At 41.4% G+C, this 22,257-nt stretch carries 20 protein-coding genes; 4 read left to right on the top strand and 16 right to left on the bottom strand.

Annotation, left to right across the window (positions count from 1 at the left end; genetic code table 11):
* Positions 1–2 precede the first annotated feature (2 nt).
* The 4 genes from ACH6CZ_RS04745 to ACH6CZ_RS04760 form a co-directional block, all read right to left on the bottom strand.
* The gene (locus tag ACH6CZ_RS04745) at positions 3–1,328 is read right to left on the bottom strand and encodes a dihydrolipoamide acetyltransferase family protein (RefSeq protein ID WP_374096259.1); all 1,326 of its coding nucleotides are present in this window, start codon (positions 1,326–1,328) and stop codon (positions 3–5) included.
* Positions 1,329–1,411: 83 nt separating this feature from the next.
* On the bottom strand, positions 1,412–2,389 hold the full coding sequence (locus tag ACH6CZ_RS04750) for an alpha-ketoacid dehydrogenase subunit beta (RefSeq protein ID WP_374096260.1): 978 nt from the start codon (positions 2,387–2,389) through the stop codon (positions 1,412–1,414).
* A 3-nt stretch (positions 2,390–2,392) separates the two neighbouring features.
* Positions 2,393–3,505: a pyruvate dehydrogenase (acetyl-transferring) E1 component subunit alpha gene (gene pdhA / locus ACH6CZ_RS04755; RefSeq protein WP_374096261.1), complete on the bottom strand. Its 1,113-nt coding sequence runs from the start codon at positions 3,503–3,505 to the stop codon at positions 2,393–2,395.
* A gap of 460 nt (positions 3,506–3,965) precedes the next feature.
* A complete protein-coding gene (locus tag ACH6CZ_RS04760; RefSeq protein ID WP_374096262.1) occupies positions 3,966–4,616 on the bottom strand; it encodes a YkyA family protein in 651 nt (216 codons plus the stop codon).
* A 217-nt stretch (positions 4,617–4,833) separates the two neighbouring features.
* Here ACH6CZ_RS04760 and def point away from each other — a divergent pair, with 217 nt between their 5' ends.
* From def to rnjA, 3 genes are all read left to right on the top strand, one after another.
* Positions 4,834–5,388: a peptide deformylase gene (def, locus tag ACH6CZ_RS04765; protein WP_374096263.1), complete on the top strand. Its 555-nt coding sequence runs from the start codon at positions 4,834–4,836 to the stop codon at positions 5,386–5,388.
* A 350-nt stretch (positions 5,389–5,738) separates the two neighbouring features.
* Entirely contained in the window at positions 5,739–5,948 is a 210-nt protein-coding gene (locus tag ACH6CZ_RS04770; protein ID WP_374096264.1) for a DNA-dependent RNA polymerase subunit epsilon, read from the top strand.
* A 3-nt stretch (positions 5,949–5,951) separates the two neighbouring features.
* Positions 5,952–7,619, top strand: coding sequence for a ribonuclease J1 (gene rnjA / locus ACH6CZ_RS04775; protein WP_039808608.1), 1,668 nt, complete (start codon positions 5,952–5,954; stop codon positions 7,617–7,619).
* Positions 7,620–7,903: 284 nt separating this feature from the next.
* Here rnjA and ACH6CZ_RS04780 read toward each other — a convergent pair whose 3' ends face one another.
* From ACH6CZ_RS04780 to ACH6CZ_RS04805, 6 genes are all read right to left on the bottom strand, one after another.
* Positions 7,904–8,563 (bottom strand): potassium channel family protein, encoded by a 660-nt coding sequence (locus tag ACH6CZ_RS04780; RefSeq protein WP_374096265.1) that lies wholly within the window; start codon positions 8,561–8,563, stop codon positions 7,904–7,906.
* Between the two features lie 63 nt (positions 8,564–8,626).
* Positions 8,627–9,640 carry a cytochrome d ubiquinol oxidase subunit II gene (locus ACH6CZ_RS04785; protein WP_374096266.1) on the bottom strand — a complete coding sequence of 338 codons (1,014 nt, stop codon included), beginning with the start codon at positions 9,638–9,640 and terminating at the stop codon, positions 8,627–8,629.
* A 93-nt stretch (positions 9,641–9,733) separates the two neighbouring features.
* Positions 9,734–11,080: a cytochrome ubiquinol oxidase subunit I gene (locus ACH6CZ_RS04790; protein ID WP_374096267.1), complete on the bottom strand. Its 1,347-nt coding sequence runs from the start codon at positions 11,078–11,080 to the stop codon at positions 9,734–9,736.
* 256 nt (positions 11,081–11,336) lie between these two features.
* Entirely contained in the window at positions 11,337–13,157 is a 1,821-nt protein-coding gene (locus ACH6CZ_RS04795) for an ABC transporter ATP-binding protein (protein WP_374096268.1), read from the bottom strand.
* 4 nt (positions 13,158–13,161) lie between these two features.
* On the bottom strand, positions 13,162–14,916 hold the full coding sequence (locus tag ACH6CZ_RS04800; protein WP_374096269.1) for an ABC transporter ATP-binding protein: 1,755 nt from the start codon (positions 14,914–14,916) through the stop codon (positions 13,162–13,164).
* Between the two features lie 182 nt (positions 14,917–15,098).
* Positions 15,099–15,641, bottom strand: a complete 543-nt coding sequence (locus ACH6CZ_RS04805) for a peroxiredoxin (protein ID WP_374096270.1) — start codon at positions 15,639–15,641, stop codon at positions 15,099–15,101.
* Positions 15,642–15,864: 223 nt separating this feature from the next.
* Between ACH6CZ_RS04805 and ACH6CZ_RS04810 the strand changes: the two genes are divergently transcribed.
* Positions 15,865–16,728: a mechanosensitive ion channel family protein gene (locus tag ACH6CZ_RS04810; protein WP_374096271.1), complete on the top strand. Its 864-nt coding sequence runs from the start codon at positions 15,865–15,867 to the stop codon at positions 16,726–16,728.
* Between the two features lie 232 nt (positions 16,729–16,960).
* On the opposite strand, the gene ACH6CZ_RS04815 is transcribed toward ACH6CZ_RS04810, so the two are convergent.
* The 6 genes from ACH6CZ_RS04815 to ACH6CZ_RS04840 form a co-directional block, all read right to left on the bottom strand.
* The gene (locus ACH6CZ_RS04815) at positions 16,961–18,076 is read right to left on the bottom strand and encodes an N-acetyldiaminopimelate deacetylase (RefSeq protein WP_374096272.1); all 1,116 of its coding nucleotides are present in this window, start codon (positions 18,074–18,076) and stop codon (positions 16,961–16,963) included.
* Positions 18,077–18,153: 77 nt separating this feature from the next.
* Positions 18,154–18,867, bottom strand: a complete 714-nt coding sequence (gene dapD / locus ACH6CZ_RS04820; protein ID WP_374096273.1) for a 2,3,4,5-tetrahydropyridine-2,6-dicarboxylate N-acetyltransferase — start codon at positions 18,865–18,867, stop codon at positions 18,154–18,156.
* A 114-nt stretch (positions 18,868–18,981) separates the two neighbouring features.
* Positions 18,982–19,845: a transcriptional regulator CcpC gene (locus ACH6CZ_RS04825; protein WP_374096274.1), complete on the bottom strand. Its 864-nt coding sequence runs from the start codon at positions 19,843–19,845 to the stop codon at positions 18,982–18,984.
* 12 nt (positions 19,846–19,857) lie between these two features.
* Entirely contained in the window at positions 19,858–21,351 is a 1,494-nt protein-coding gene (locus ACH6CZ_RS04830) for an MDR family MFS transporter (RefSeq protein WP_374096275.1), read from the bottom strand.
* 18 nt (positions 21,352–21,369) lie between these two features.
* Positions 21,370–21,819: a cyclic-di-AMP-binding protein CbpB gene (gene cbpB / locus ACH6CZ_RS04835; RefSeq protein ID WP_374096276.1), complete on the bottom strand. Its 450-nt coding sequence runs from the start codon at positions 21,817–21,819 to the stop codon at positions 21,370–21,372.
* 125 nt (positions 21,820–21,944) lie between these two features.
* On the bottom strand, positions 21,945–22,202 hold the full coding sequence (locus tag ACH6CZ_RS04840; protein WP_039808582.1) for a YkuJ family protein: 258 nt from the start codon (positions 22,200–22,202) through the stop codon (positions 21,945–21,947).
* Between the last annotated feature and the right edge of the window lie 55 nt (positions 22,203–22,257).

Here is a 22,257-nt window from a genome sequence, read left to right on the forward strand (position 1 = left end):
TTTTACGCCTCCATTAGTAAAAGTTCTGGATCGTTCAATAAACGTTTGATGTGGTTTAACGCGTTTTGTGCCGTTGCACCATCAATCATACGGTGATCGAAGCTCAATGATAATGCTAACACAGGAGCCGCTACAATTTCACCATTTTTTACAACCGGCTTCTCTGCGATACGGCCAATTCCTAGAATTGCTACTTCAGGGTGGTTAATGACTGGTGTGAACCACTGTCCACCAGCTGAACCGATGTTTGTAATTGTGCATGAAGCACCTTTCATTTCATCTCCTGAAAGTTTACCGTCACGCGCTTTACCAGCAAGCTGATTGATTTCATCAGAAATTCCGAATACAGATTTGCGGTCAGCATGTTTTACAACTGGCACGACAAGTCCTTTTTCAGTGTCAGCAGCAATACCAATATTGTAATAGTGCTTCTGAACAATTTCCTGCGTTTCATCATCAAGCATTGTGTTGAGTACAGGGTACTCGCGCAGTGCTGATACAAGTGCTTTAACTACGTAAGGAAGGAATGTAAGCTTCACATCTTTTTCAAGTGCGATTTCCTTGAATTTCTTACGGTGAGCAACAAGCTTCTCAACATCAACTTCATCCATTAGCGTAACGTGAGGTGCAGTGTGCTTAGAGTTAACCATTGCTTTTGCAATTGCTTTTCTCATGCCACTCATCTTCTCACGTGTTTCAGGGAAGTCGCCCTCTGGAGCAGGAGTTGGTTTTGAAGCAGATTTTTCTTCTTTCTGTTCAGCAGGCTGTTCTGTTGTTTCAGACTTCGCTTCAGCTGTATCACCTTTCAGATATGCATCGATATCTTCTTTAGATACGCGGCCGTTTTTACCTGAACCTGATACATAACGGATATCTACATCATTATCACGCGCATACTTACGTACTGAAGGCATCGCGATTACGCGGCGGTCCGGATCAACGTCTTCCTGAGGCTTCGCTTCAGCTGATTCTTCAGAAGAAGATTCTTCTGCTGGCGCTTCTTCTTTCTTTTCTTCTTTAGGCTCTTCCTTAGGTTCTTCTTTTTTCTCATCGCTGCTGTCAGAACCTTTAAACTGAAGGTTTTCATAGCCAGGCGCATCAAGCTTAATTAACGTGTCACCTACAACTGCTACTGTTCCTTCGTCAACTAGAATCTCTTCTACAGTTCCAGCCACTGGAGATGGAATCTCAACGACTGCTTTATCGTTTTGAACCTCACAAAGCACATCATCTTCTTCTACTTTATCTCCAACACTGATAAACCATTTTACAATTTCACCTTCGTGAATACCTTCACCGATATCAGGTAATTTAAATTCGAATGACAATGTTTTCACCCTCCTGGTTAGGAATTTTCTGTTCTTACATCTTTAGGAAAAGGTAAAACGGAGAAGATTCTCCGTTTTCCTCTTTAAAATTCAAGTACTTTTTTAGCTGTTTCTACTACGTCTTTAGCATTTGGAAGCCATACTGATTCTGCCTGAGAGAATGGGAATACAGTATCAGCAGCTGCAACACGCAGTACTGGTGCTTCAAGGCTAAGGATTGCACGGTCGTTGATTTCAGCTACTACGCTTGCTGCGATTCCAGCCTGCTTCTGAGCTTCCTGAACGACAATTGCACGGTTTGTTTTTTCTACTGATTTAATAATTGTTTCGATATCAAGCGGCTGAATCGTACGAAGGTCAATTACTTCTACAGAATGACCGTCTTTTTCAAGCTGGTCAGCAGCTTTAAGTGATTCGTGAACCATTGCACCGTAAGTAACAATTGTAAGGTCAGATCCTTCACGCTTCACATCAGCCTTACCGATTTCGATTGTGTACTCTTCTTCAGGTACATCTTCACGGAATGACCGGTAAAGTTTCATGTGCTCAAGGAAAATAACCGGATCATTATCACGGATCGCAGAGATTAGAAGCCCTTTAGCGTCAGTAGGTGTTGAAGGAATTACAACCTTCAGACCCGGCTGTTGTGCCATTAGACCTTCTAGAGAATCAGCGTGAAGTTCAGGTGTATGAACCCCGCCACCAAATGGTGAACGGATTGTAATTGGTGAGCTGTATTTGCCACCGCTTCGGTATCTCATACGAGCCATCTGACCGCTTACTGAGTCCATTACTTCAAACACGAAGCCGAAGAACTGAATTTCCGGCACTGGACGGTAGCCTTCAAGTGCAAGACCGATTGCAAGACCGCCGATACCTGACTCCGCTAGTGGAGTATCAAATACGCGTTCTTCACCAAATTCTTTCTGCAGACCTTCAGTTGCACGGAATACGCCTCCGTTATTACCAACGTCTTCACCGAACACAAGAACATTTTCGTCATTTTTAAGTTCTGTCCGGAGTGCATCTGTAATTGCCTGAATCATCGTCATTTGTGCCATGGCTTACTTCGACTCCTTCTCTTTATAAATTTCATATTGCTCATTTAAGTTATAAGGCATTTCTTCATACATAATTTCCATTAGATCAGTAACCTTCTGCTTAGGTGTATCATCAGCTTCTTTAATTGCAGCTTTGATTTCTTCTTTCGCTTTTTCGATTACTTCATTTTCTTTTTCTTCGTTCCAAAGGTCTTTCTCTTCAAGGAACTTACGGAAACGTACTAGTGGATCTTTCTTTTCCCACTCAGTGTCCATATCATCTGTGCGGTAACGTGTTGGATCGTCACCAGCCATTGTATGCGGGCCGTAACGGTAGCAAAGTGTCTCGATTAACGTTGGACCTTCACCAGCAACAGCACGGTCACGCGCGTCTTTAGTTGCTGCATATACTGCCAGAGGATCCATTCCATCTACCAGGATACCAGGGATACCTGCTGATACAGCCTTCTGAGCGATTGTTTTACCTTTTGTCTGCTTGTCACGAGGTGTTGAGATCGCGAACTGGTTGTTCTGCACAACAAAGATTGCCGGTGCATTATAAGAACCAGCAAAGTTGATTCCTTCATAGAAGTCACCCTGTGAAGATCCGCCATCACCAGTGTAAGTGATTGCTACTGTATCTTTACCGCGCTTCTTAAGACCAAGTGCAATACCAGCAGTCTGAACGTATTGAGCACCGATAATGATTTGCGGTGGAAGTACATTTACACCTTCAGGAGAGTTATTACCCTGGAAGTGACCTCTAGAGAATAAGAATGCCTGTGCAAGTGGTAAACCATGCCAGATAATCTGAGGTACATCACGGTAACCAGGAATCACCCAGTCTTCTTTTTCAAGTGCATAATGAGAAGCAATCTGAGATGCTTCCTGACCTGCAGTTGGTGCATAGAAACCAAGACGTCCCTGACGGTTCAATGAAATTGAACGCTGATCAAGAATACGTGTATAAACCATACGGCTCATTAATTCCTGAAGCTGCTCATCGCTAAGGTCCGGCATTGCATCTTCATTCACTACTTTTCCTTCTTCGTTAAGAATCTGGAACATTTCAAACTTTTCTTCGATCTGTTCTAATACTTTTACAGAATCGAATGGTGTCTTCTTTTTAGAAGCCATGTAATCCACCTATCCTTTCGGTTTTGTCAAATTCATGCGTGTTCATCTTCAGAACACAATTACTTTATATTTTTCCACAATTTCAGTGGTAAAAAACCTAAAGTGTCAAATTCTTTTTATCTGTATTAATTTCATCGAAAAAATCATTAATACAGTTCACGAAATAAATATTACATGAGAGCTGATATCTCGTCAATCATAAAGTTCCAAAGTGTTTTCTCCAGGTATTTTTTTACACACATTCATAGAACTGTATTAATCAAACACTGATCTGTACTATATTAAAAATCTTAAGATGGATCTGTTATATGTCTGTTTGATTAAAAATAAACGCTACATCAAAACTGACTGTTGTTTTAGTTCAGCTGGTGATTGGAGCTTAAAGAGGTGGCTCACCGTTCAGCCGCGGAAATCACCAGTCACATTAAACAGAGGCAAAATAAAAAGAGCAGACATCAGTCTACTCTTCTGTATTCAGCTCAGCCATATCATAAAACTCAGCTTTCAATTCGTTATATTTATTTGTCAGGTCGTTAAATGCTGAGTTCGCTTCAATAATCACTGCATTTTGTTCGTTTACTGAAGTGATCTGACCTTCAAGTTCCTCTAATTGTAACTCTTCATTCTTTAACAACTGATACAACTCTCTGTTAAGGTCGATTCCAGTCTCATATGCTGAAGACAATTCATCATGAGCAAGATAACGGTTATTCATCGTTTCAATCATGGAATCAACATGCTGCTTGAGATCTTCTGAATCCAGATCTGCCGTCAGGTCTGCTACTCCGGCAAACTCTTCCTCTGAGCTTTCAATTGCCGCTCTTTCTTCCGAGAGCTTCTCTTCCCGCTCATTCAGATTACTTAGAGCTTCATCAGCCAGTGAATTGATTTGTTCAAATTCTTCCATACTATAGGACATAATTTCATCGTATAATTGCTGTTCTTCTGTTTCTAATTCACGCAAGTCATTCTGCGCACTTACGTATCCTTCTTCTGCTGCTACAGCTGCTTCAAGTTTTTCACTTATCTCTTGTTCAGCAGGTGTACCGAATACACAACCTGATAATATTATAGCTGAAAAACAAAAAGCGCCTGCTATGTATGTTTTCACTTCATGTAACCCCCTTGAATAATAACACTTAATATCATATCGGTGATTAGGGTAAACTTCAATCTTTTTTAGCCCGGAAGATGATGAAAATGTCTGAATTCGAAATATAATTGTCAATAAATATCTTTTCATTGCATGTTTCAGGCTCCGACATTTTTTTCAACTGTATAATCTGATATGATATTGCTTATACTGATTCGATCGGGAGGAAAGTAAGATGATTACAATGAAAGAAATTGTCCGGGATGGACACCCTGTTCTGAGACAAAAAGCTGAAAAAGTACAATTACCATTATCTGATCAGGATAAAAAAACGATGGCTTCACTCCTGGAGTATATTCAAAACAGTCAGGACCCTGAAATCTCAGAGCAATATGACCTGCGTCCCGGCATTGGACTTGCAGCTCCACAAATCAATGTTTCTAAGCAGATGTTTGCTCTCCATCTTGAAGACCAGAATGGAAGAGAATACAGTTTTAGTATTGCCAATCCTAAAATTATCAGTCATTCAGTCGATAAAACCTACCTCACTTCAGGTGAAGGATGTCTGTCAGTGGATGAAAATATTCCCGGTTATGTGGTTCGTTATGCAAGAGTAACGATACGGGGAATTGATATTGATGGCGCTGAAGTAAAGTACCGGTTAAAAGGACTTGCTGCTGTAGCAGCACAGCATGAAATTGATCACCTGAACGGAATTATGTTTTACGATCATATCAATCATGAAGATCCTTTTAAAGAACCGGCTGATGCGGAACCGCTTGAAAGATAATTAAATAACGCTTTTTACCGGCTATGTCAAGAACCTTATCTTTACAGATCGCTCATTCCGCGTTATGATAATGATAAGGAGTGATCCGCCATGTTGAAGAAGCTTAAGAAAAAGCTTGCACGACAGTGGAGAGACATGTTGCGTAAAAAGATGATTGCCTGAGCCCCTGTAAGCCCTTCATCATCAGGAGGGCTGTTCTTTATGTCAGGGAGGTAAATATTATTTTATAGCGGTATTGACCATAATAATAAAGGCTCCGTAAATAAATGAAGTTTTTTCACATTGTTGAACATGATAATTAAAGCGCAAAGACTGCGCTTTTTTAGTAATTATATGAAGGAGAGATACACATGATTTTTAAGGTTTATTATCAGGAAGTAGCTTCAGAGGTGCCAGTACGCGAAAAGACGAAAGCAATGTACATTGAATCTGATACTGAGGAGAATGTACGAAAAAAGCTTAGCGGACATGGCTACAATATTGAGTTTGTACAAAAGCTAGAGGGCAAATATTTAGAGTACGAACAAAATCACCAAAATTATAAATTGGAACAGCTATAGTCGATGAAATTTGTTAAGAATGACCAGACTGCTGTGTTTGCCCTCGGCGGTCTAGGCGAAATCGGGAAGAACACTTACGGTGTCCAGTTCCAGGATGAGATTATCCTGATTGATGCCGGTATTAAATTCCCTGAAGATGAATTACTCGGAATCGATTATGTTATTCCGGATTACACTTACTTAGAAAAAAATATTGATAAGATCAAAGGCCTTTTTATTACTCACGGCCACGAAGACCATATCGGCGGAATTCCTTATCTGCTTAGACAGGTTAATGTACCTGTATACGGAGGGAAACTCGCATTGGGTCTTCTGAAGAATAAGCTTGAAGAACATGGCCTGCTTCGATCAACACGTCTTCACCCAATCGATGAAGATGATGTCATTAAATTCCGTAAAACAGCAGTCAGCTTCTTCCGTACGACGCACAGTATTCCTGATTCATTCGGTGTAGTGGTTAAAACACCGCCAGGAAATATTGTTCACACAGGGGATTTCAAATTTGATTTCACTCCAGTTGGTGATCCTGCTAACTTAACGAAAATGGCTGAAATCGGAAAAGAAGGCGTGCTTGCACTGCTATCAGATAGTACAAATAGTGAAGTACCAAACTTTACACTCTCTGAACGAAAAGTCGGTGAAAGCATCGACGATATTTTCCAGACTGTAAATGGACGGATCATCTTTGCTACTTTCGCTTCAAACATCTATCGCCTGCAGCAGGTTGTTGAATCCGCAGTGAAATATGGCCGGAAAGTTGCTGTCTTTGGACGCAGTATGGACAATGCGATCAATATTGGTCACGAGCTTGGATATATTAACGCGCCAAAAGATACATTTATTGATGCTCATACGTTAAACAGAATGCCTGCAGATAAAGTTGTTATTTTATGTACAGGAAGTCAGGGTGAACCGATGGCTGCCCTGTCACGAATTGCAAACGGGACTCACCGTCAGATTCAAATTATCCCTGGTGATACTGTTGTATTCTCATCATCACCAATCCCGGGTAATACAATCAGTGTAAACCGTACAATTAACCTTCTTTACCGTGCTGGTGCGAATGTGATTCACGGATCTCTAAATAATATTCACACATCTGGGCATGGTTCACAGGAGGAGCAAAAACTGATGCTTCGCCTCATTAAACCGAAATTCTTTATGCCAATTCACGGTGAGTACAGAATGCAGAAAATGCATGCAAGCCTTGCTGTTGATTGCGGTGTTCCTGAAGAAAACTGCTTCCTGATGGAAAACGGTGATGTACTTGCTCTGGGAAGCAATGAAGCATCAGTCGCAGGTAAAATTCCTTCCGGCAACGTATATATCGATGGCAGCGGAATCGGGGATATCGGAAACATTGTATTAAGAGACCGCCGCATTTTATCCGAAGAAGGACTTGTAGTTGTTGTGGTGAGCCTTAACCTCAATGACCATAAAATTGCATCGGGTCCTGATCTGATCTCGCGTGGATTTGTCTATATGAGAGAATCCGGGGAATTGATCAACCAGGCACAGCACCTTCTTTATAAGCATTTAAATAAAGTGCTTGCCAATAAGACAAGCCAGTGGTCAGAAATTAAAAACGAAATTACGGATACGCTTGAGCCATTCCTATATGAAAAAACAAAGCGTCGTCCAATGATTTTACCAATTATTATGGAAGTTTAATGATGACAAAGAGCCTGAGAAAAATCTCAGGCTCTTTTTTATGCGTTGTTAATACCGGCTGCTGATGAACTTTTTAGAATTATTTCATTGGAAATCCAGTATTAAAAAAGAGTGCAAGACAAAAGTTGTCTCACACTCTAACCGTTCCGTTCCGCTGCGCTTCAGGCGGGCGCTTTCCGGACGGAGGTTGCTGAGCCTCCTCGCCTGCGGCTGTGGGGTCTCAGCTTCCCTCTAATCGTCCCGGAGTCGCCGCCTTAAGCTTCGCTGCACTGGAAACCTTATTCTTATTGCATTACACGTTTCTCAAAGCGGTTAATATCGTTATCCGCACCGATAACGATTAAAATATCGCCTTTACGGATCACATCATTTGCCTGTGGAGATACAATGATGTCATCCCCTCTTTTGATTGCCACGATATTAATTCCGTATTTGGCACGGATATCAAGCTCAATAATTGAATTACCGATCAGTACGTTATTAGCAGCAATCTCGACAATTGAATGTTCATCTGATAATTCCAGGTAATCAAGCACATTATTTGAAACAATATTGTGCGCAATGCGTTTACCCATATCCCGCTCAGGGTGAACGACTTTATCCGCTCCAATCCGTTCTAGTACCTTTTCATGGTAATCGTTCTGTGCTTTTACGGTGATTTTTTTTACCCCTATTTCCTTTAACATCAGAGTTGTCAGTATACTCGCCTGAATATCATCACCAATTGCAACAATCACATGATCAAAGTTTCTAATCCCAAGGCTGCGCAGTGCAGCTTCATCAGTCGAGTCCGCCATTACAGCGTGCGTTGCAATGGTTGAAAACTCATCCACTTTATCTTCGAATTTATCAATTGCCATTACTTCCATTCCCTGCTCAACTAATTCACGAACAATACTTCCGCCAAAACGGCCAAGCCCAATCACTACAAATTCTTTTTTCACAGTTTTTCCCCCACTATCATGTCCTTACTTCCATTTTAGCACAGGAAATTACGGATAATGAGCTTATTTTTTTCCTTTAACATAATCTGCATCAAACAAAAATAATCTCATTAGCAGATAGAGAGATGGGACAAGTAAGCATAGTCCTAAAATAAATACAGTGACAAGTGCTGTACCCATTGTTTCGTTTACTACGCTTCCCTCAATTGTGATAAATGGATAAAGGATATATGGCAGGTGTGACGCGCCATATCCGAAGAATGCAAAGAAAAACTGGAGCATGACCATCAGGAATGCAGTTCCATACTTTTTTTTCTGCTGAATTAAAAATACAGCGATTAAGAAAAATACAAGTGAAAGCCCAAACATCCACCACAAGTCCAGTGCTCTTTCAAAGTGTTCAGCGTTATGAGATCTGAGTCCGGCAAAAACAAGAAGACTCGCTCCAATTGTCGGTGCACTCCACCAAAGTGCAAACTTTCTCATAATCGCACGGGAGTCTATATCTTCCGCACGGTCAGCATAATAAGTTAAAAAGCTTGCACTGATAAACAGTACAGAAACAATTGCGAGTAACACAACACTCCATGAGTACGGGCTTGTAAACAGTTCCCCCGCAAGGAAAGTAACTCCGTTTTCATCTTCTGTCAGATAACCTCCTTCAGATATGGTTAATGCAGTCGATAATGCTGCGGGAATTAACAGTCCTGTTGCCCCGTATAAAAATAAATAAAGCGTGCTGTCTTTGGAGCCGTAATTACCAAATGCATAAAATGACCCTCTGATTGCAATCAGTATAATCGCAACAGATCCAGGGAGCAGCAGAGCCGTTCCATAATAATAAGCAGTATCCGGGAAGAACCCTACCAGTCCAACGAAAAAGAATACAAAGAAAACGTTTGTCACTTCCCAAACCGGTGATAGATATCTGCTGATCAGCTTACTCATAATATGTTCTCTCTTTGAAACTCTCGCATAATAAGCGAAGAATCCGGCGCCAAAATCAATTGAGGCGACAATTAAATAACCATACAGGAATAACCACAACACAGTAATCCCCAATACTTCTAAACTCATTTAAGTAACTCCTTCCCTCTGGCTTATTTCTAAGTTAAGTATAAGATATGGATCAGCAGACGGGGAAATCCCCGTCCACTTGTTTTCTTCACATTAACTGTCCAGCGTGCCTCCAGGGAAGCGTTTTTCAAGCTCTGCTTCAGCTGGTCTGTTCTTGAACATTCTTAGTAACACTTTTACACAGAAGAAGCCAAGCACTGCATACAGAGCGAGGAACAGACCGAATGCGATACCTACAGAACTTGATGTTGTAGCAGCTTCATCTACTGTCATAATTCCTCTTAGAATCCATGGCTGTCTGCCGACTTCAGCGTAGATCCAGCCGAATTCAATCGCCATCATGGTAAGTGGTCCACTTGCCACAATACCCATCAGTAAGAACTTATTCCATTCATTAAACCGTTTGATCAGCATGAACATAACAAACAATCCGGCTATAAATAATGAATACATTCCGATACTTACCATTAAATCAAACATGTAATGTATCCATAGAGGAGGTCTTTCTTCCTCAGGGAATTCATTAAGACCAATCACTTCCGTATCAAATGAGTTTCCTGCAAGGAAGCTTAACATACCTGGTATCCGGATCTCATTACTAATTTCACCTTCATCATTAATCGTACCGAATACAACCAGATCCGCATTTGATTCTGTCTCAAAGTGCCATTCAGCGGCAGCCAGTTTTTCAGGCTGTTCTTTTGCAAGGAATTTTGCTGACAGGTCTCCTGCAAGTGCAGTTCCTGCTGCAAAAATTAATCCTGCAACCATTGTGAGACGAAGTGCTTTTTTATGATAATCCGTCCCTTTTTTCATCAGAATGATAAAAGCAGTGATAGCTGCCAGAATCAATGCGGATGTCATATATGCTGATGTAACAACGTGAAAAACCTTTGTCGGTGTAGCTGGATTAAACATTGCTGCCAGCGGACTAATATTCACTGTTTCACCATCGATAATATCAAAGCCCTGAGGCGTATTCATAAATGCATTTACCGTGGTGATAAAGAATGCTGATAAGGTTGCCCCGATGACAATTGGAATGTTCAACAGCCAGTGTAACCAGCGGTTTTTAAATCTGTCCCATGTATACAAGTAGATCCCAAGGAAAATTGCTTCAAAGAAGAATGCGAATGTTTCCATAAACAGCGGAAGTGCAATGACCTGTCCGGCAACCTGCATAAAGCTTGGCCATAATAGAGAAAGCTGCAGCCCGATCGCCGTACCGGTTACAACCCCTACTGCCACCGTTATCGTGAATCCTCTTGCCCATCGTCTGGCAAGAATCAGGTAGTGAGGGTCTTTCTTCTTAATCCCCATGAATTCGGCAATCGCAATCATTACTGGAATCCCGACACCAATCGTGGCAAAAATAACATGAAATATAAGGGTAGTAGCTGTTAGTAGCCTACTGAGCGTAACGCCATCTAATTCCAACATGATTCCCCTCCTAAAAAACTTCATACTAGTAAATTTACTATATCACTGTTCCCCAAACATTTTACAACATTAACTGTGTATGTGATATGTTGAACATGAACAATTTGTGACATCCTTCACAAAGGTTTGATTTTAGTATATCTAGCTTCAGAACTTATTTCAATTCAGAGTGCTTTAATCCGTTGCGAAAATGCGCGATCCTGTTCATTTTATAGACAAAAAAGCTGATCAGGCGGTTAACCTGATCAGCTTTTTATCATCCTGTATTCTGCTGCATTGTAAACTGTGAGTGAACAAGGCCCTGGTAGATGCCTTTATGCTTCATCAGTTCATCATGGTTTCCGCTCTCCATCAGATTCCCATGATCAAGCACATAAATTCTGTCTGCATCACGAATTGTAGAAAGACGATGTGCAATAATGATAGCCGTTCTTCCTTTTAGCAATGTTGCCAATGCTTTTTGAATCACTACCTCTGTTTCTGTATCAATTGAAGCAGTCGCTTCATCCAGGATAATGATTCTCGGATCAGCAAGCAGTGCTCTTGCAAATGAGATCAGCTGACGCTCCCCAACTGATAAGATATTTCCTCTTTCTTCAACCTCGGTATCATACCCTTTAGGCAGCTTCTGAATAAACCCATGCGCTCCAACTGCTTTTGCTGCTTCAATCAGCTGCTCATCTGACGCATGTGGGAAGCCGAAGCGGATATTATCCTTAATTGTCCCTGAGAAAATAAACGTATCCTGAAGAACAATTGAAATCTGTGAACGCAGACTTCTTAACGAAACATTCCGCAAATCATATCCATCCATCTTAATAGAACCCGCGGTCGGATCATAAAAGCGTGTGACCATATTGGCAATTGTTGTCTTTCCTGATCCTGTATGACCGACTAACGCAATGGTTTCACCAGCTTTAATATCAAGATTGATGCCATTTAGCGCTTTCCTGTCTCCTGAGTACGAAAAATCAACGTTGTCAAACTGAATATCTCCCTTGATTTTCTCAAGCTCAACAGCGTGTTTCTTTTCAGCGACATTCGGCTTTTCATCTAGAAACTCAAAGATTCTTTCTGATGAAGCCATCCCCATCAGCAGCTGGTTATAGACCATACCAAGCCTTGAAATCGGCTCCCAGAACATGCCGATCAAAAATGCAAATGTAACAAACTCTCCAATCTCCAGGTTACCTCCCTGAATCAGGGTTGCACCATACCAGATTAAAATAGCTGAACCAACTGCATTCGTCATCTCAACAAGCGGTCTGAATGTTGCATTTTTCTTCGTTGCATCTCTCCAGCTTTCAAACGTTTCGTTGTTAACTCCTTCAAAATACTGTGCATTTTCTTTTTCCTGTGTAAATGACTGTGTAATTCTCATCCCCTGAAGACTTTCATTCAGGTGTGAATTCAGCTTAGACTGCTTAAGACGGACTGTTTGCCATGAACGTCTAATCTTTTTACGCAGCTTTGTTGAAATAAAGAACATTGCAGGTAAAACAATCATTACTGCCATTGCAAGCTCCGGACTGATTGTAAACAGTACAATAAAGATTCCGATCAGCATGAGAATATCCATCAGCAGGTTAATAACACCGTTCGTAAATAACTCCTGAAGTGAATTAATATCATTCATAATCCTTACCAGAATGGAACCGGCTGATCTCTGGTCAAAGAACCGGTTACTCAACCACTGTACATGTGTAAAAAGATGTTTACGCAAATCGTAAATAACACTTTGTCCGAGAATGTTCATCCATTTTATTCTGAATACATTCGCAATGTAATTAATGATGTAGAGCCCCGCAATGACTCCGACGAGCTGCATAAGCAGGTCACCGTCTCGGCCGGCTATTGCTTCATCAATGACATACATCCCGATCAGAATTGGGATCACAAGTCTGACTGCTGTTGTAACCAGTACCATGATGATTGAAAGTGGCAGCAGCTTTTTCGAATATGGCTTCAGGTACCTGAGTAATCTCCAAAGCTGTAACCAGTTAAACGGCTTTTCAATGACCTGGTCAGTTGAATATTTAAATCTGTTTTGTATTTTTTGTTGAGCTTCACTACTCATCTTCTCACCTCGTTCCCGTCGCAGAAAGTGATTTTTGATCCTTATACTGAATATCGTAAATTCGTTTGTATTGACCTTCAAGGTTAATTAATTCTTCGTGTGTACCCCGGTGAGTAATGTCCCCATTTTCAAACACATAAATTTCATCTGCATGCTTTAAAGAGGAAATTCGGTGGGCAATAATAAATGTCGTCCGCCCCTTCATGACTTCTTTCAATGCTTTCTGGATCTTAAACTCTGTCTGCATATCAACAGCGCTCGTTGCATCATCAAGAATCAGAATACTCGGATTCAGACAGATCGCACGTGCGATGGCAATTCTCTGCTTTTGTCCGCCGGATAAACCGAGTCCTCTTTCTCCAAGCATTGTATCGTATCCTTCAGGCATCTCCATGATAAAGTCATGTGCTTCAGCTTTCTTTGCAGCATCAATGATTTCATCCATTGTGGCTTCAGGTCTTCCAAATGCAATATTTGCTTTAATTGTGGAAGAGAATAAAAATGACTCCTGAAGAACAAACCCAACATTCTTTCGAAGCGACTTTAGCGTGTAGTCACTTACCTTTTTTCCATCGATTAACACAGAACCTTCTGTAGGTTCATAAAATCTGGTCATTAGCTGAGTCACACTCGTTTTACCTGAACCGGTTGCGCCGATTAATCCAACCGTTTTACCTCCGGCAACCTTAAATGAAACATTGTTAATCGCCCTTTCATCGTCTTCAGTGTAACGGAGTGATACATTCTTAAATTCCACTTCTCCTGATGAGCGGGTCATATCGACTGCATCCGGCTTTTCCACGATGGTTTCCTCAGCCTCAAGAATCTCAAGTAAACGTTCACCTGACGCTTTAGACTGTGAAAACTGGTTAATGGTAAATCCAAGGTTCATAATCGGCCAGATGATAAATCCGACCAGACTGTAAAAAGCAGTGAGCTCTCCTGCAGTCAGACTGTCATTTACCACAAGATAACCGCCATAGCCAAGAAGCATGACGACACTTACATTGCCCAGAAACTCCATTAAAGGAAAATATTTTGCCCAGACATCTGATGTGAACAAATACTTTTCTTTATAGTCCTGATTGGAGCTGTTGAATTTATCAATCTGGTGTTCTTCTCTTGAAAGAGATTTTACCGTGTTAATTCCACTGATATTTTCCTGGACATTTGTATTCAGTTTCCCAAAAGATTTTCTCACACCTCTAAAGGCCGGGTGAACTTTTTTATCAAATTTGTAAACTGCAACTGCCAGAAACGGAATTGAAAGCATTGTGACGATTGTTAATGGAACTGAGTAATAAAGCATTACCCCTGTTGTCACAACCAGCAGCAGTACCAGTCTGATCAATTCAGCAAATCCAAATGACAAGAAGAAACGGAATCCTTCAACATCAGCTGTCAGGCGTGACATGATATCACCGGTTTTTGCATTATCATAGTACTGAAACGGCAGGCTCTGAAGCTTGTCATAAAGCTTTTCACGCAGGTCATAGACTGCAATAATACCGAACAAATCTCCATTATACTGAGAGATAAATGTCGCAATCCCTTTTACCGCCATAATAGCAATAAACCCAAAAGCAAGATATGGGATCAGATTGTACCTACCTTCTCCCACTACATCATCAATTGTAATCTGCAGTATGATCGGATAAACAATCGTAATGAGCGTCATCACAAATAAAAATAGTATTGATAGTATAAAGTGGTGTTTATGAGGCCAGTAAAATTCTTTTAATTTCTTAAAAACATCCATCGTTTATCCCTCCTTTTTGTTTCTTCTATATATATAGACACCTCTTAAATATATCGGTTTTCGAAATATATTGCCACCTTTATTTGAATTTTTTCTCATTTCTTACTATTCCACTTAACATTCTATCGGGAAGTCATAAAAAAAGATCAGCCCGGGGGCTGATCCTCATTCGTTCAATTGTCTTATAGTGTTTTTTGACCTGGCTTCCAGTTAGCCGGGCAAAGTCCACCTGTTTGAAGTGCCTGAAGTACACGAAGTGTTTCGTCTACGTCACGGCCGATGTTGTTGTGAAATACTGTCTGATACATTAATTCGCCTTCAGGGCTGATGATGTAAAGTCCGCGAAGTGCAACACCTTCATCTTCAATTAACACGCCATATTCGCGTGAAACCTGGTGATTTGTATCAGCTGCAAGTGGATAGTTCAGATCGCCAAGACCGTTGTCTTTGCGCTCAGTGTTGATCCATGCAAGGTGAGTGTGGATTGTATCAGTAGAAACTCCGATTACCTCAGCATCAAGGTCCTCGAATTCATCATAACGGTCTGACATTGCAGTAATTTCTGTTGGACATACAAATGTGAAGTCCATTGGATAGAAGAACAATACTGTCCATTTATCTTCTTTCATATTCTGTTCAAGGTTTACTTTTCCAAATTCTTTGTTAGCAAGTACTGCGTCCATTTCGAATCTTGGCGCCTGCTTGCCTACCATACGTTCTGCCATCAAAAATCCCTCCAGATAAAAATTCTAACCTGAGAACGGATAAACCGATTCCCAATTAAACTCACGTTTCTCATCATAATATACTGCATTTGAATAGTCAATTTTAGCAAAGAATAAATCTAAATAAAGTTAAAAATGATATGGATTCCTTGATTCACGTTTCTCTGTTTGTTATAAGGGTATAGTAGGACGATAGATTGCACAGCAGAAAGGATGACAGTCATTGGATAATTATTTAAACTTAAGCACACTTGGCGCAAGGCTGGCTGAGTATGAATGGGGCGCCCTGTTTATTGATATAGGGATCGTCGCACTGAAAATCATTGGCATTTTGATTGTATACTTAATTGTAAAAGCGATTAGTAACAGAGTGCTTTCAGGCATTTTCGCAAAATACGAAAGCCGGGAAAATATCTCAGTTGGCAGAGCCCGCACTCTAGAAAGTCTAACCAAAAATGTGGTCGGCTATGCATTATTGTTCATTTTAATCGTCACGATATTGCAGCTGATCAACATTGACGTAACGGCACTGATCGCAGGTGCAGGTATTATTGGTCTGGCAATCGGGTTTGGTGCACAGGGACTTGTAAGTGATGTTGTGACCGGTTTCTTCATTTTACTTGAAAAGCAGATTGATGTCGGTGATTATATCACGACTGGTGAGTTTTCCGGCATATGTGAAGAAGTAGGTTTGAGACAGACGAAAATCAGGGGATTTGACGGAACACTTCATTTTGTTCCTAACCGTGAAATTACAAGTATGAGTAACCATTCCCGCGGTAATATGCGTGCAATGATTGATATTGGTATCTCTTATGACGATGATATTGATAAAGCGATTAAGGTTCTGCAGGACGCATGTGACGAGGTAGCGGCTTCTAACAGCGCAATTATTGATGGTCCAAATGTTGTTGGTGTTCAGTCTCTCGGGTCATCTGACGTGGTGATCCGTGTGATTGGACAGACTGCAAACATGGAGCAGTGGGCTGTTGAGAGACAGCTTAGAAAGGCAATGAAAGAAGCGCTTGACCGTAATGGGATTGAGATTCCATTCCCGCATCAGGTGTATGTTCAGAAGGAAGCATAACAATAAGAGCCCGGGACAATGTCCCGGGCTCTTTAATCGTTTCGCTGCGCTTCAGGCGGACGCTTTCCCCGGGGACCGCGCTGAGCCTCCTCGGGCTTCGCCCTGTGGGGTCTCAGCTGTCGGTCATATCCCGGTGGAGTCGCCGCCTTCCGCTTCGCTACACTATGTTTATTCTCCACATCTAGAAAGTAAAAGATCAAAGTTCATACTTATAATTTTTTAACTTACTGTACTATTTACTTCTCAAATATTCAGTAATAAATTCAATTGCAGGTCCAATCGCTCTTTCATCTGGATTTAGTTTCGCGTGATGCAGCCCGAATTCTGAGCCTACTCCGAGCCAAAACATAAACCCTGGTATCTCTTTGAGAAAATAGCCGAAGTCTTCACCTGTCATGGCCTTTTCGCATTCAATACATTTAATCCCCTGATGATTTTCAGCGAAATTCATAAAGTCTTCTGTTAATTGGTGGTCATTATAAACCATATAATACGGCTGGTTGAACTCAATTCTGACCTCACAATCAAACGCTAATGCAATTCCATCACAAATCGCTTTTACTCTGGTTTTAAGTGTTTCCATCACATCAGGATCGAGGCTTCTCATCGTTCCGTTCAGCTCAGCTGTTTCAGCAATGATATTACCGATCGTACCTGCTTCAAGCTTGCCGACAGTTACGACTGCACTGTTCAATGGGTCAATTGATCTCGATACAATCGATTGTAATTGCGTAATCAGGTGAGCACCTGCAACGATCATATCTTTTGTTTTATGCGGATATGCAGCGTGACCGCCTTTTCCACTCAGTATGATTTTCAGCTCTGAAGTGTTTGCAAATAAAAGACCTTTTTTAACCGCAATTTCACCTGCCTGATATTCAGGTGAAATATGGAGACCCATGATTTCATCAGGCATCCACTCCTTCATTTCAGGCGAATGAAGCATGCGCTCCGCTCCGCCCGGTCCTTCTTCTGCCGGCTGAAAAATAAACAGGATATGATCTTTTAACGGCTGGTTCACCACAGTTGAAAGGACGCCGAGTGCGATGCTCATATGGAAATCATGTCCACATGCGTGCATATATCCCTGGTGTTCTGAAGCAAAAGGCAGATCAGTCTGTTCTGTAATCGGGAGGCCATCAATATCTGTTCTGTATGCCAGCGTTTTCGGTTGATCACCGTTACCTTTCACAAAAACAAATATGCCCGTTTCCCATGTTTTAACCATCAGATGTTCCTGGGGCAGTTTCTGTATGAATTTTAGTAAATACTGCTGCGTTTTATATTCCTGATAGCCGATCTCCGGTATTTTGTGAAGATCTCTGCGAACCTGAATAAATGTTTCCATTCTGATACACCTTTCCACACGTTAGTTTTTAGTCAAGAAAAAAACGCAGAATGTCATCTGCGTTTTTATAACAGCTATTACAGCTGACGAAGTTCCTGCTTAATTTCTGTTTTAGATTTTGTTTTTTCATCGATCTTCTTCAGTACCTTTGCAGGTGTGCCGGCAACGACTGTGTAAGGTTCAACGTCTTCTATTACAATAGCACCTGCAGCAACAACCGCACCTTTACCGACTGTTACACCTTCAAGGACAACAGCATTTGCACCGATTACAACGTCATCTTCAACAATGACAGGCTTAGCTGAAGGCGGCTCAATGACACCTGCAAGCACAGCACCCGCACCAATATGACAGTTCTTACCTACTGTTGCACGGCCGCCTAATACAACATTCATATCAATCATTGTACCTGCTCCGACAACTGAACCGATATTAATTGAAGCACCCATCATGATGACAGCATTATCACCGATTTCAACCTGATCACGGATGATTGCGCCCGGCTCAATACGAGCTTTGATATTTTTCATATCAAGCATTGGAATTGCAGAGTTTCTGCGGTCATTTTCTACAACGTAATCCCAAATCTGGTCTGTATGCTTTTCGAGCGCCGGCTGGATATCAGCCCACTCACCGAATACGACGCCTGATCCTTCAGACAGAAATGTCTGTGATTCGTCTCCGAAGTTAATTTTGTGAAGGTCAGCACCTTTAATATACACTTTTACAGGCGTTGATTTCTTCGCATTCTGTATATAGGAAATAATTTCATTTGCATCCATTGTATTCATTTGAATTCCCCTCTCAATCTTTTGTATAAGTATACAACTGACTTTTACTTTATCAGATCACCGCACCACAATACAAGTGATCAATATTAGAAAATTACATTTAATTTAATCTGCTCAATCCAAATGCTTCTGAACGGATTCTATAAAAGCTTCTACCTGTGGCAGTTCGAAGGCTGACTGGTAACCGATTAGCCAGGTGTCTCTTTTTAAGGTCTGCTCCTCAGTGTGAAGCGGCGTACAATAGACGCTTTCCTGCCCAGTCAGTGTGATGGAAGGAAGAATAGCATAGCCAATCCCGTTCAGCGCCATCTGCTTGCATGTTTCGATCTGATCAACAAGAATATTCTGACGCGGTGAGATTTGAAATTGTCTGCTCCACCATTCCTGAATTTCCTGATAATAAGTAGAATCACTTTTAAACTGAATAAAGGGTCTGTCTGTAAGGTGCAGATCTTCCACCCGTTTAATTTCTTTATCCACAAGATAAAGCTGATCCTGAAACAAGTGCATTTTCGGACCCTTCCAGTCAGGCGTGCCCCGAATAATGCCGACATGTACCTCGCCATTATACACTGCCTGCAGAATCTCACTGCTCCATCCGGTCATCAGCGATATTCTTGCGTGTGCATTGGTTTCCACAAAATCCTTCAGCACTTTCGGAAGCCAGTTTTGACCAACAATGGAGGCACAGGCAATTTTAAGCGTTCCGTATACTTTCGAGTCCATTGCAAGGATCTGCTCTTTAACTGTTTCTTCTTTTTTCATGATCTCCCTTGCCATCGTCACAATCATTTCGCCTGCTGGTGTGAGTGTTAATCCTTTTTTCGAGCGGATAAACAGAGGTTTCTGCCATTCTTTTTCAAGTGTCTGTAAGCGCTGGGAGAGTGCCGGCTGGGAGACAAACAGCCTTTCTGCAGCTTTACGCATATTCATCTCCTCTGCGAGTACATCAAGCATCCGGTAATCGGAATGGTTCATGATTCATACACCCTATTCTTTTCGAGGTAAAAACAGAATAAAAAATAAGCTGATGATAGCAAAAGCAAATACAATCAAATAAACGATATTTAATCCGTTTGTCATTGCAAGCTGAAGCTGCGCAAGCACATCAGGTTCGATCTGACGTCTCTGCTCGGCTTCAAGCAAACGGTTGACAGCATCCACACCGAGTGACTGAACCTCGGGATTTTCATTGTTCTCAAATGAAGACCTGATAGAGGAATTAAGAATGCCCCCAAGTAGCGCAACTCCAACAGTACTTCCGAGATTTCTCATAAACATATTCGCTGCTGTTGCGGCTCCGCGCAATTTCCACGGCACTGAGCTTTGAATTGAAACAATAAAAGACGTGGTTGTCAGGCCCATTCCGACACCTACAAAAAAAGAGGAGATCGTTGGCCATAACGGACCATACTCAGGCTTCATCAGAACAAAGAGCAGAGATCCTATAATGAGTGAGATCCCGCCGATCAAACTGGTCCTGTAATAACCGATTTTGATCAACAGACGCCCTGCAACCGTTGCAGCGATCGGCCAGCCAATCGACATTGCTGTCAGCGTAAATCCGGCAATACTTGCACTCTCACCCATCACACCGGTAACAAAAGCCGGCAGATAGCTTGAGATGCCAATGAGCAGAACGCCGGTTGTCAGCGATACAATATTAGCAATAAATATCGCGCGGTTTCTCCAGATTGAAAATGGCATCATCGGATCAGGTGCTTTTAATTCATGTCTGACAAATAGGAATAAGATCAGTGCTGATACCGCCACCATAATAAGTGAAGTTGTTGACAGCCACGGAATTGAAATACCACCTTCAACCAGCAGATACAGCAGGATTGTCAGTCCGGCTGACAGGAGTGCAGCACCTTTAAAATCAATTGGTGAAGTATTTTTTTCTACATTTTCTTTTAAAAACAGCCACAAAACAGTCAGTGATAAAATCCCGAGCGGAACATTAATCCAGAATACATACTGCCAGCCGATCGTCTCTACAAGCAGTCCGCCAATCGCAGGGCCCATCACTGCTGATATCCCCCACACACTCGACAGGTACCCCTGTATTTTTGCCCGCTCTTCTTTGGAATAAATATCTCCGACAATCGTTGAAGCAATGGGCATGACAGCACCCGCACCAAGTCCCTGGATAAACCTGAATGCGATCAGCCACTCCATTGAATCAGCAAACCCGCAAAGAATAGATCCAATTAAAAATAATGACATGCCAATCGTCAATACCGGCTTTCTGCCAAAAATATCTGAAAGCTTACCATATAATAAAACCGTTACTGTACTCATTAACAGATAAGATGAAAAAACCCAGCTATAAAGCTGGAATCCACCCAGATCAGCTGTGATGGCCGGCATAGCCGTCGAGACAATTGTTGCTTCAATTGCCCCGACAAACATGGCAAGCATAACAGCAGCCAATATAAATGGACGGTATTTTAATTCACGGTGCTCATGATCTGAATATGACATTGATAAGCTCCCTTGACGTTAAGAACGCTGAATTTGTTTATGAATATGTCTTTGAAGCTGCTTAAGCATGACTCTTCTTGTCAGCAGCCCTTCGAAATAACCTTCAGGACTCATGACGCATACAAATGGATGGTCTACGAGGAGATTTAATGCGAATTGAAATTGGTCTTCATTTTTCAGAGAGGGAATGTCTTCACGCATCACATCTTTTACTCTTTTTTCATTTAACCTGCCAAATTCAATTTCCTCAAGACCCAGCATGGAATCTGTAATCATCTGTACACTGATTAATCCTTTCAGATGATACGATGCATCAAGCACAGGGATCGATGAATAGCCGCTTTTTGTCAGGACTAGCAGTGCATGTTCAGCTGTATTCATTTCCTGTACATGCGCGATTTTTTCTGACGGAATAATATATTGACTGATTGGTGTTTCCAAGAATTCTTTATGCTCTGTAGTTAACATCAGTTAATCCCCTTTTACAAAATCTCTCTTTACATATCATAACATAATCTTCGATTGACCCACTATGCCCCGGCAGTATTAACAAAAAAAGTCGATAAAAAAAACCGGGAATGCCCGGTTTCATGTTAAGCCTGGTTATTGTTTTCTTCCTGAAGCAGTTCATAGATCTCAATAGCAGTCATATCAATATTGTCAAAAGGATACTTTTGCGGTTTTTGATCTTTATCGTACACTTCAAGTTCGAACGTATCATTTGTGCCAAAGTATTTTACCTGACACACTCTCTTACCGTTCAATTCGAAAAAGCGGGAAGGAACTTCACCTGACTGATCCTGTTCCTGCAGTGTTTTTAGTCTTTGAATAATACCCATCAGTTGAGACATGTGGTATTCTCCCTTCTGTTTGTTGATCATTTCATTATAACATTTGATTAGGAAT

The organism is Jeotgalibacillus sp. JSM ZJ347 (assembly GCF_044383825.1).
Classification (GTDB): Bacteria; Bacillota; Bacilli; order Bacillales; family Jeotgalibacillaceae; genus Jeotgalibacillus.

Coding starts and splice junctions, on each gene's coding strand:
- ACH6CZ_RS04795 (WP_374096268.1), bottom strand. CDS start 13,157: ATGAGTAGTGAAGCTCAACAAAAAATACAAAACAGATTTAAATATTCA.
- cbpB (WP_374096276.1), bottom strand. CDS start 21,819: ATGTTAACTACAGAGCATAAAGAATTCTTGGAAACACCAATCAGTCAA.
- ACH6CZ_RS04830 (WP_374096275.1), bottom strand. CDS start 21,351: ATGTCATATTCAGATCATGAGCACCGTGAATTAAAATACCGTCCATTT.
- dapD (WP_374096273.1), bottom strand. CDS start 18,867: ATGAATACAATGGATGCAAATGAAATTATTTCCTATATACAGAATGCG.
- ACH6CZ_RS04815 (WP_374096272.1), bottom strand. CDS start 18,076: ATGGAAACATTTATTCAGGTTCGCAGAGATCTTCACAAAATACCGGAG.
- ACH6CZ_RS04800 (WP_374096269.1), bottom strand. CDS start 14,916: ATGGATGTTTTTAAGAAATTAAAAGAATTTTACTGGCCTCATAAACAC.
- rnjA (WP_039808608.1), top strand. CDS start 5,952: ATGAAATTTGTTAAGAATGACCAGACTGCTGTGTTTGCCCTCGGCGGT.
- ACH6CZ_RS04770 (WP_374096264.1), top strand. CDS start 5,739: ATGATTTTTAAGGTTTATTATCAGGAAGTAGCTTCAGAGGTGCCAGTA.
- ACH6CZ_RS04785 (WP_374096266.1), bottom strand. CDS start 9,640: ATGAGTTTAGAAGTATTGGGGATTACTGTGTTGTGGTTATTCCTGTAT.
- ACH6CZ_RS04750 (WP_374096260.1), bottom strand. CDS start 2,389: ATGGCACAAATGACGATGATTCAGGCAATTACAGATGCACTCCGGACA.
- pdhA (WP_374096261.1), bottom strand. CDS start 3,505: ATGGCTTCTAAAAAGAAGACACCATTCGATTCTGTAAAAGTATTAGAA.
- ACH6CZ_RS04805 (WP_374096270.1), bottom strand. CDS start 15,641: ATGGCAGAACGTATGGTAGGCAAGCAGGCGCCAAGATTCGAAATGGAC.
- ACH6CZ_RS04840 (WP_039808582.1), bottom strand. CDS start 22,202: ATGTCTCAACTGATGGGTATTATTCAAAGACTAAAAACACTGCAGGAA.
- ACH6CZ_RS04825 (WP_374096274.1), bottom strand. CDS start 19,845: ATGAACCATTCCGATTACCGGATGCTTGATGTACTCGCAGAGGAGATG.
- def (WP_374096263.1), top strand. CDS start 4,834: ATGATTACAATGAAAGAAATTGTCCGGGATGGACACCCTGTTCTGAGA.
- ACH6CZ_RS04790 (WP_374096267.1), bottom strand. CDS start 11,080: ATGTTGGAATTAGATGGCGTTACGCTCAGTAGGCTACTAACAGCTACT.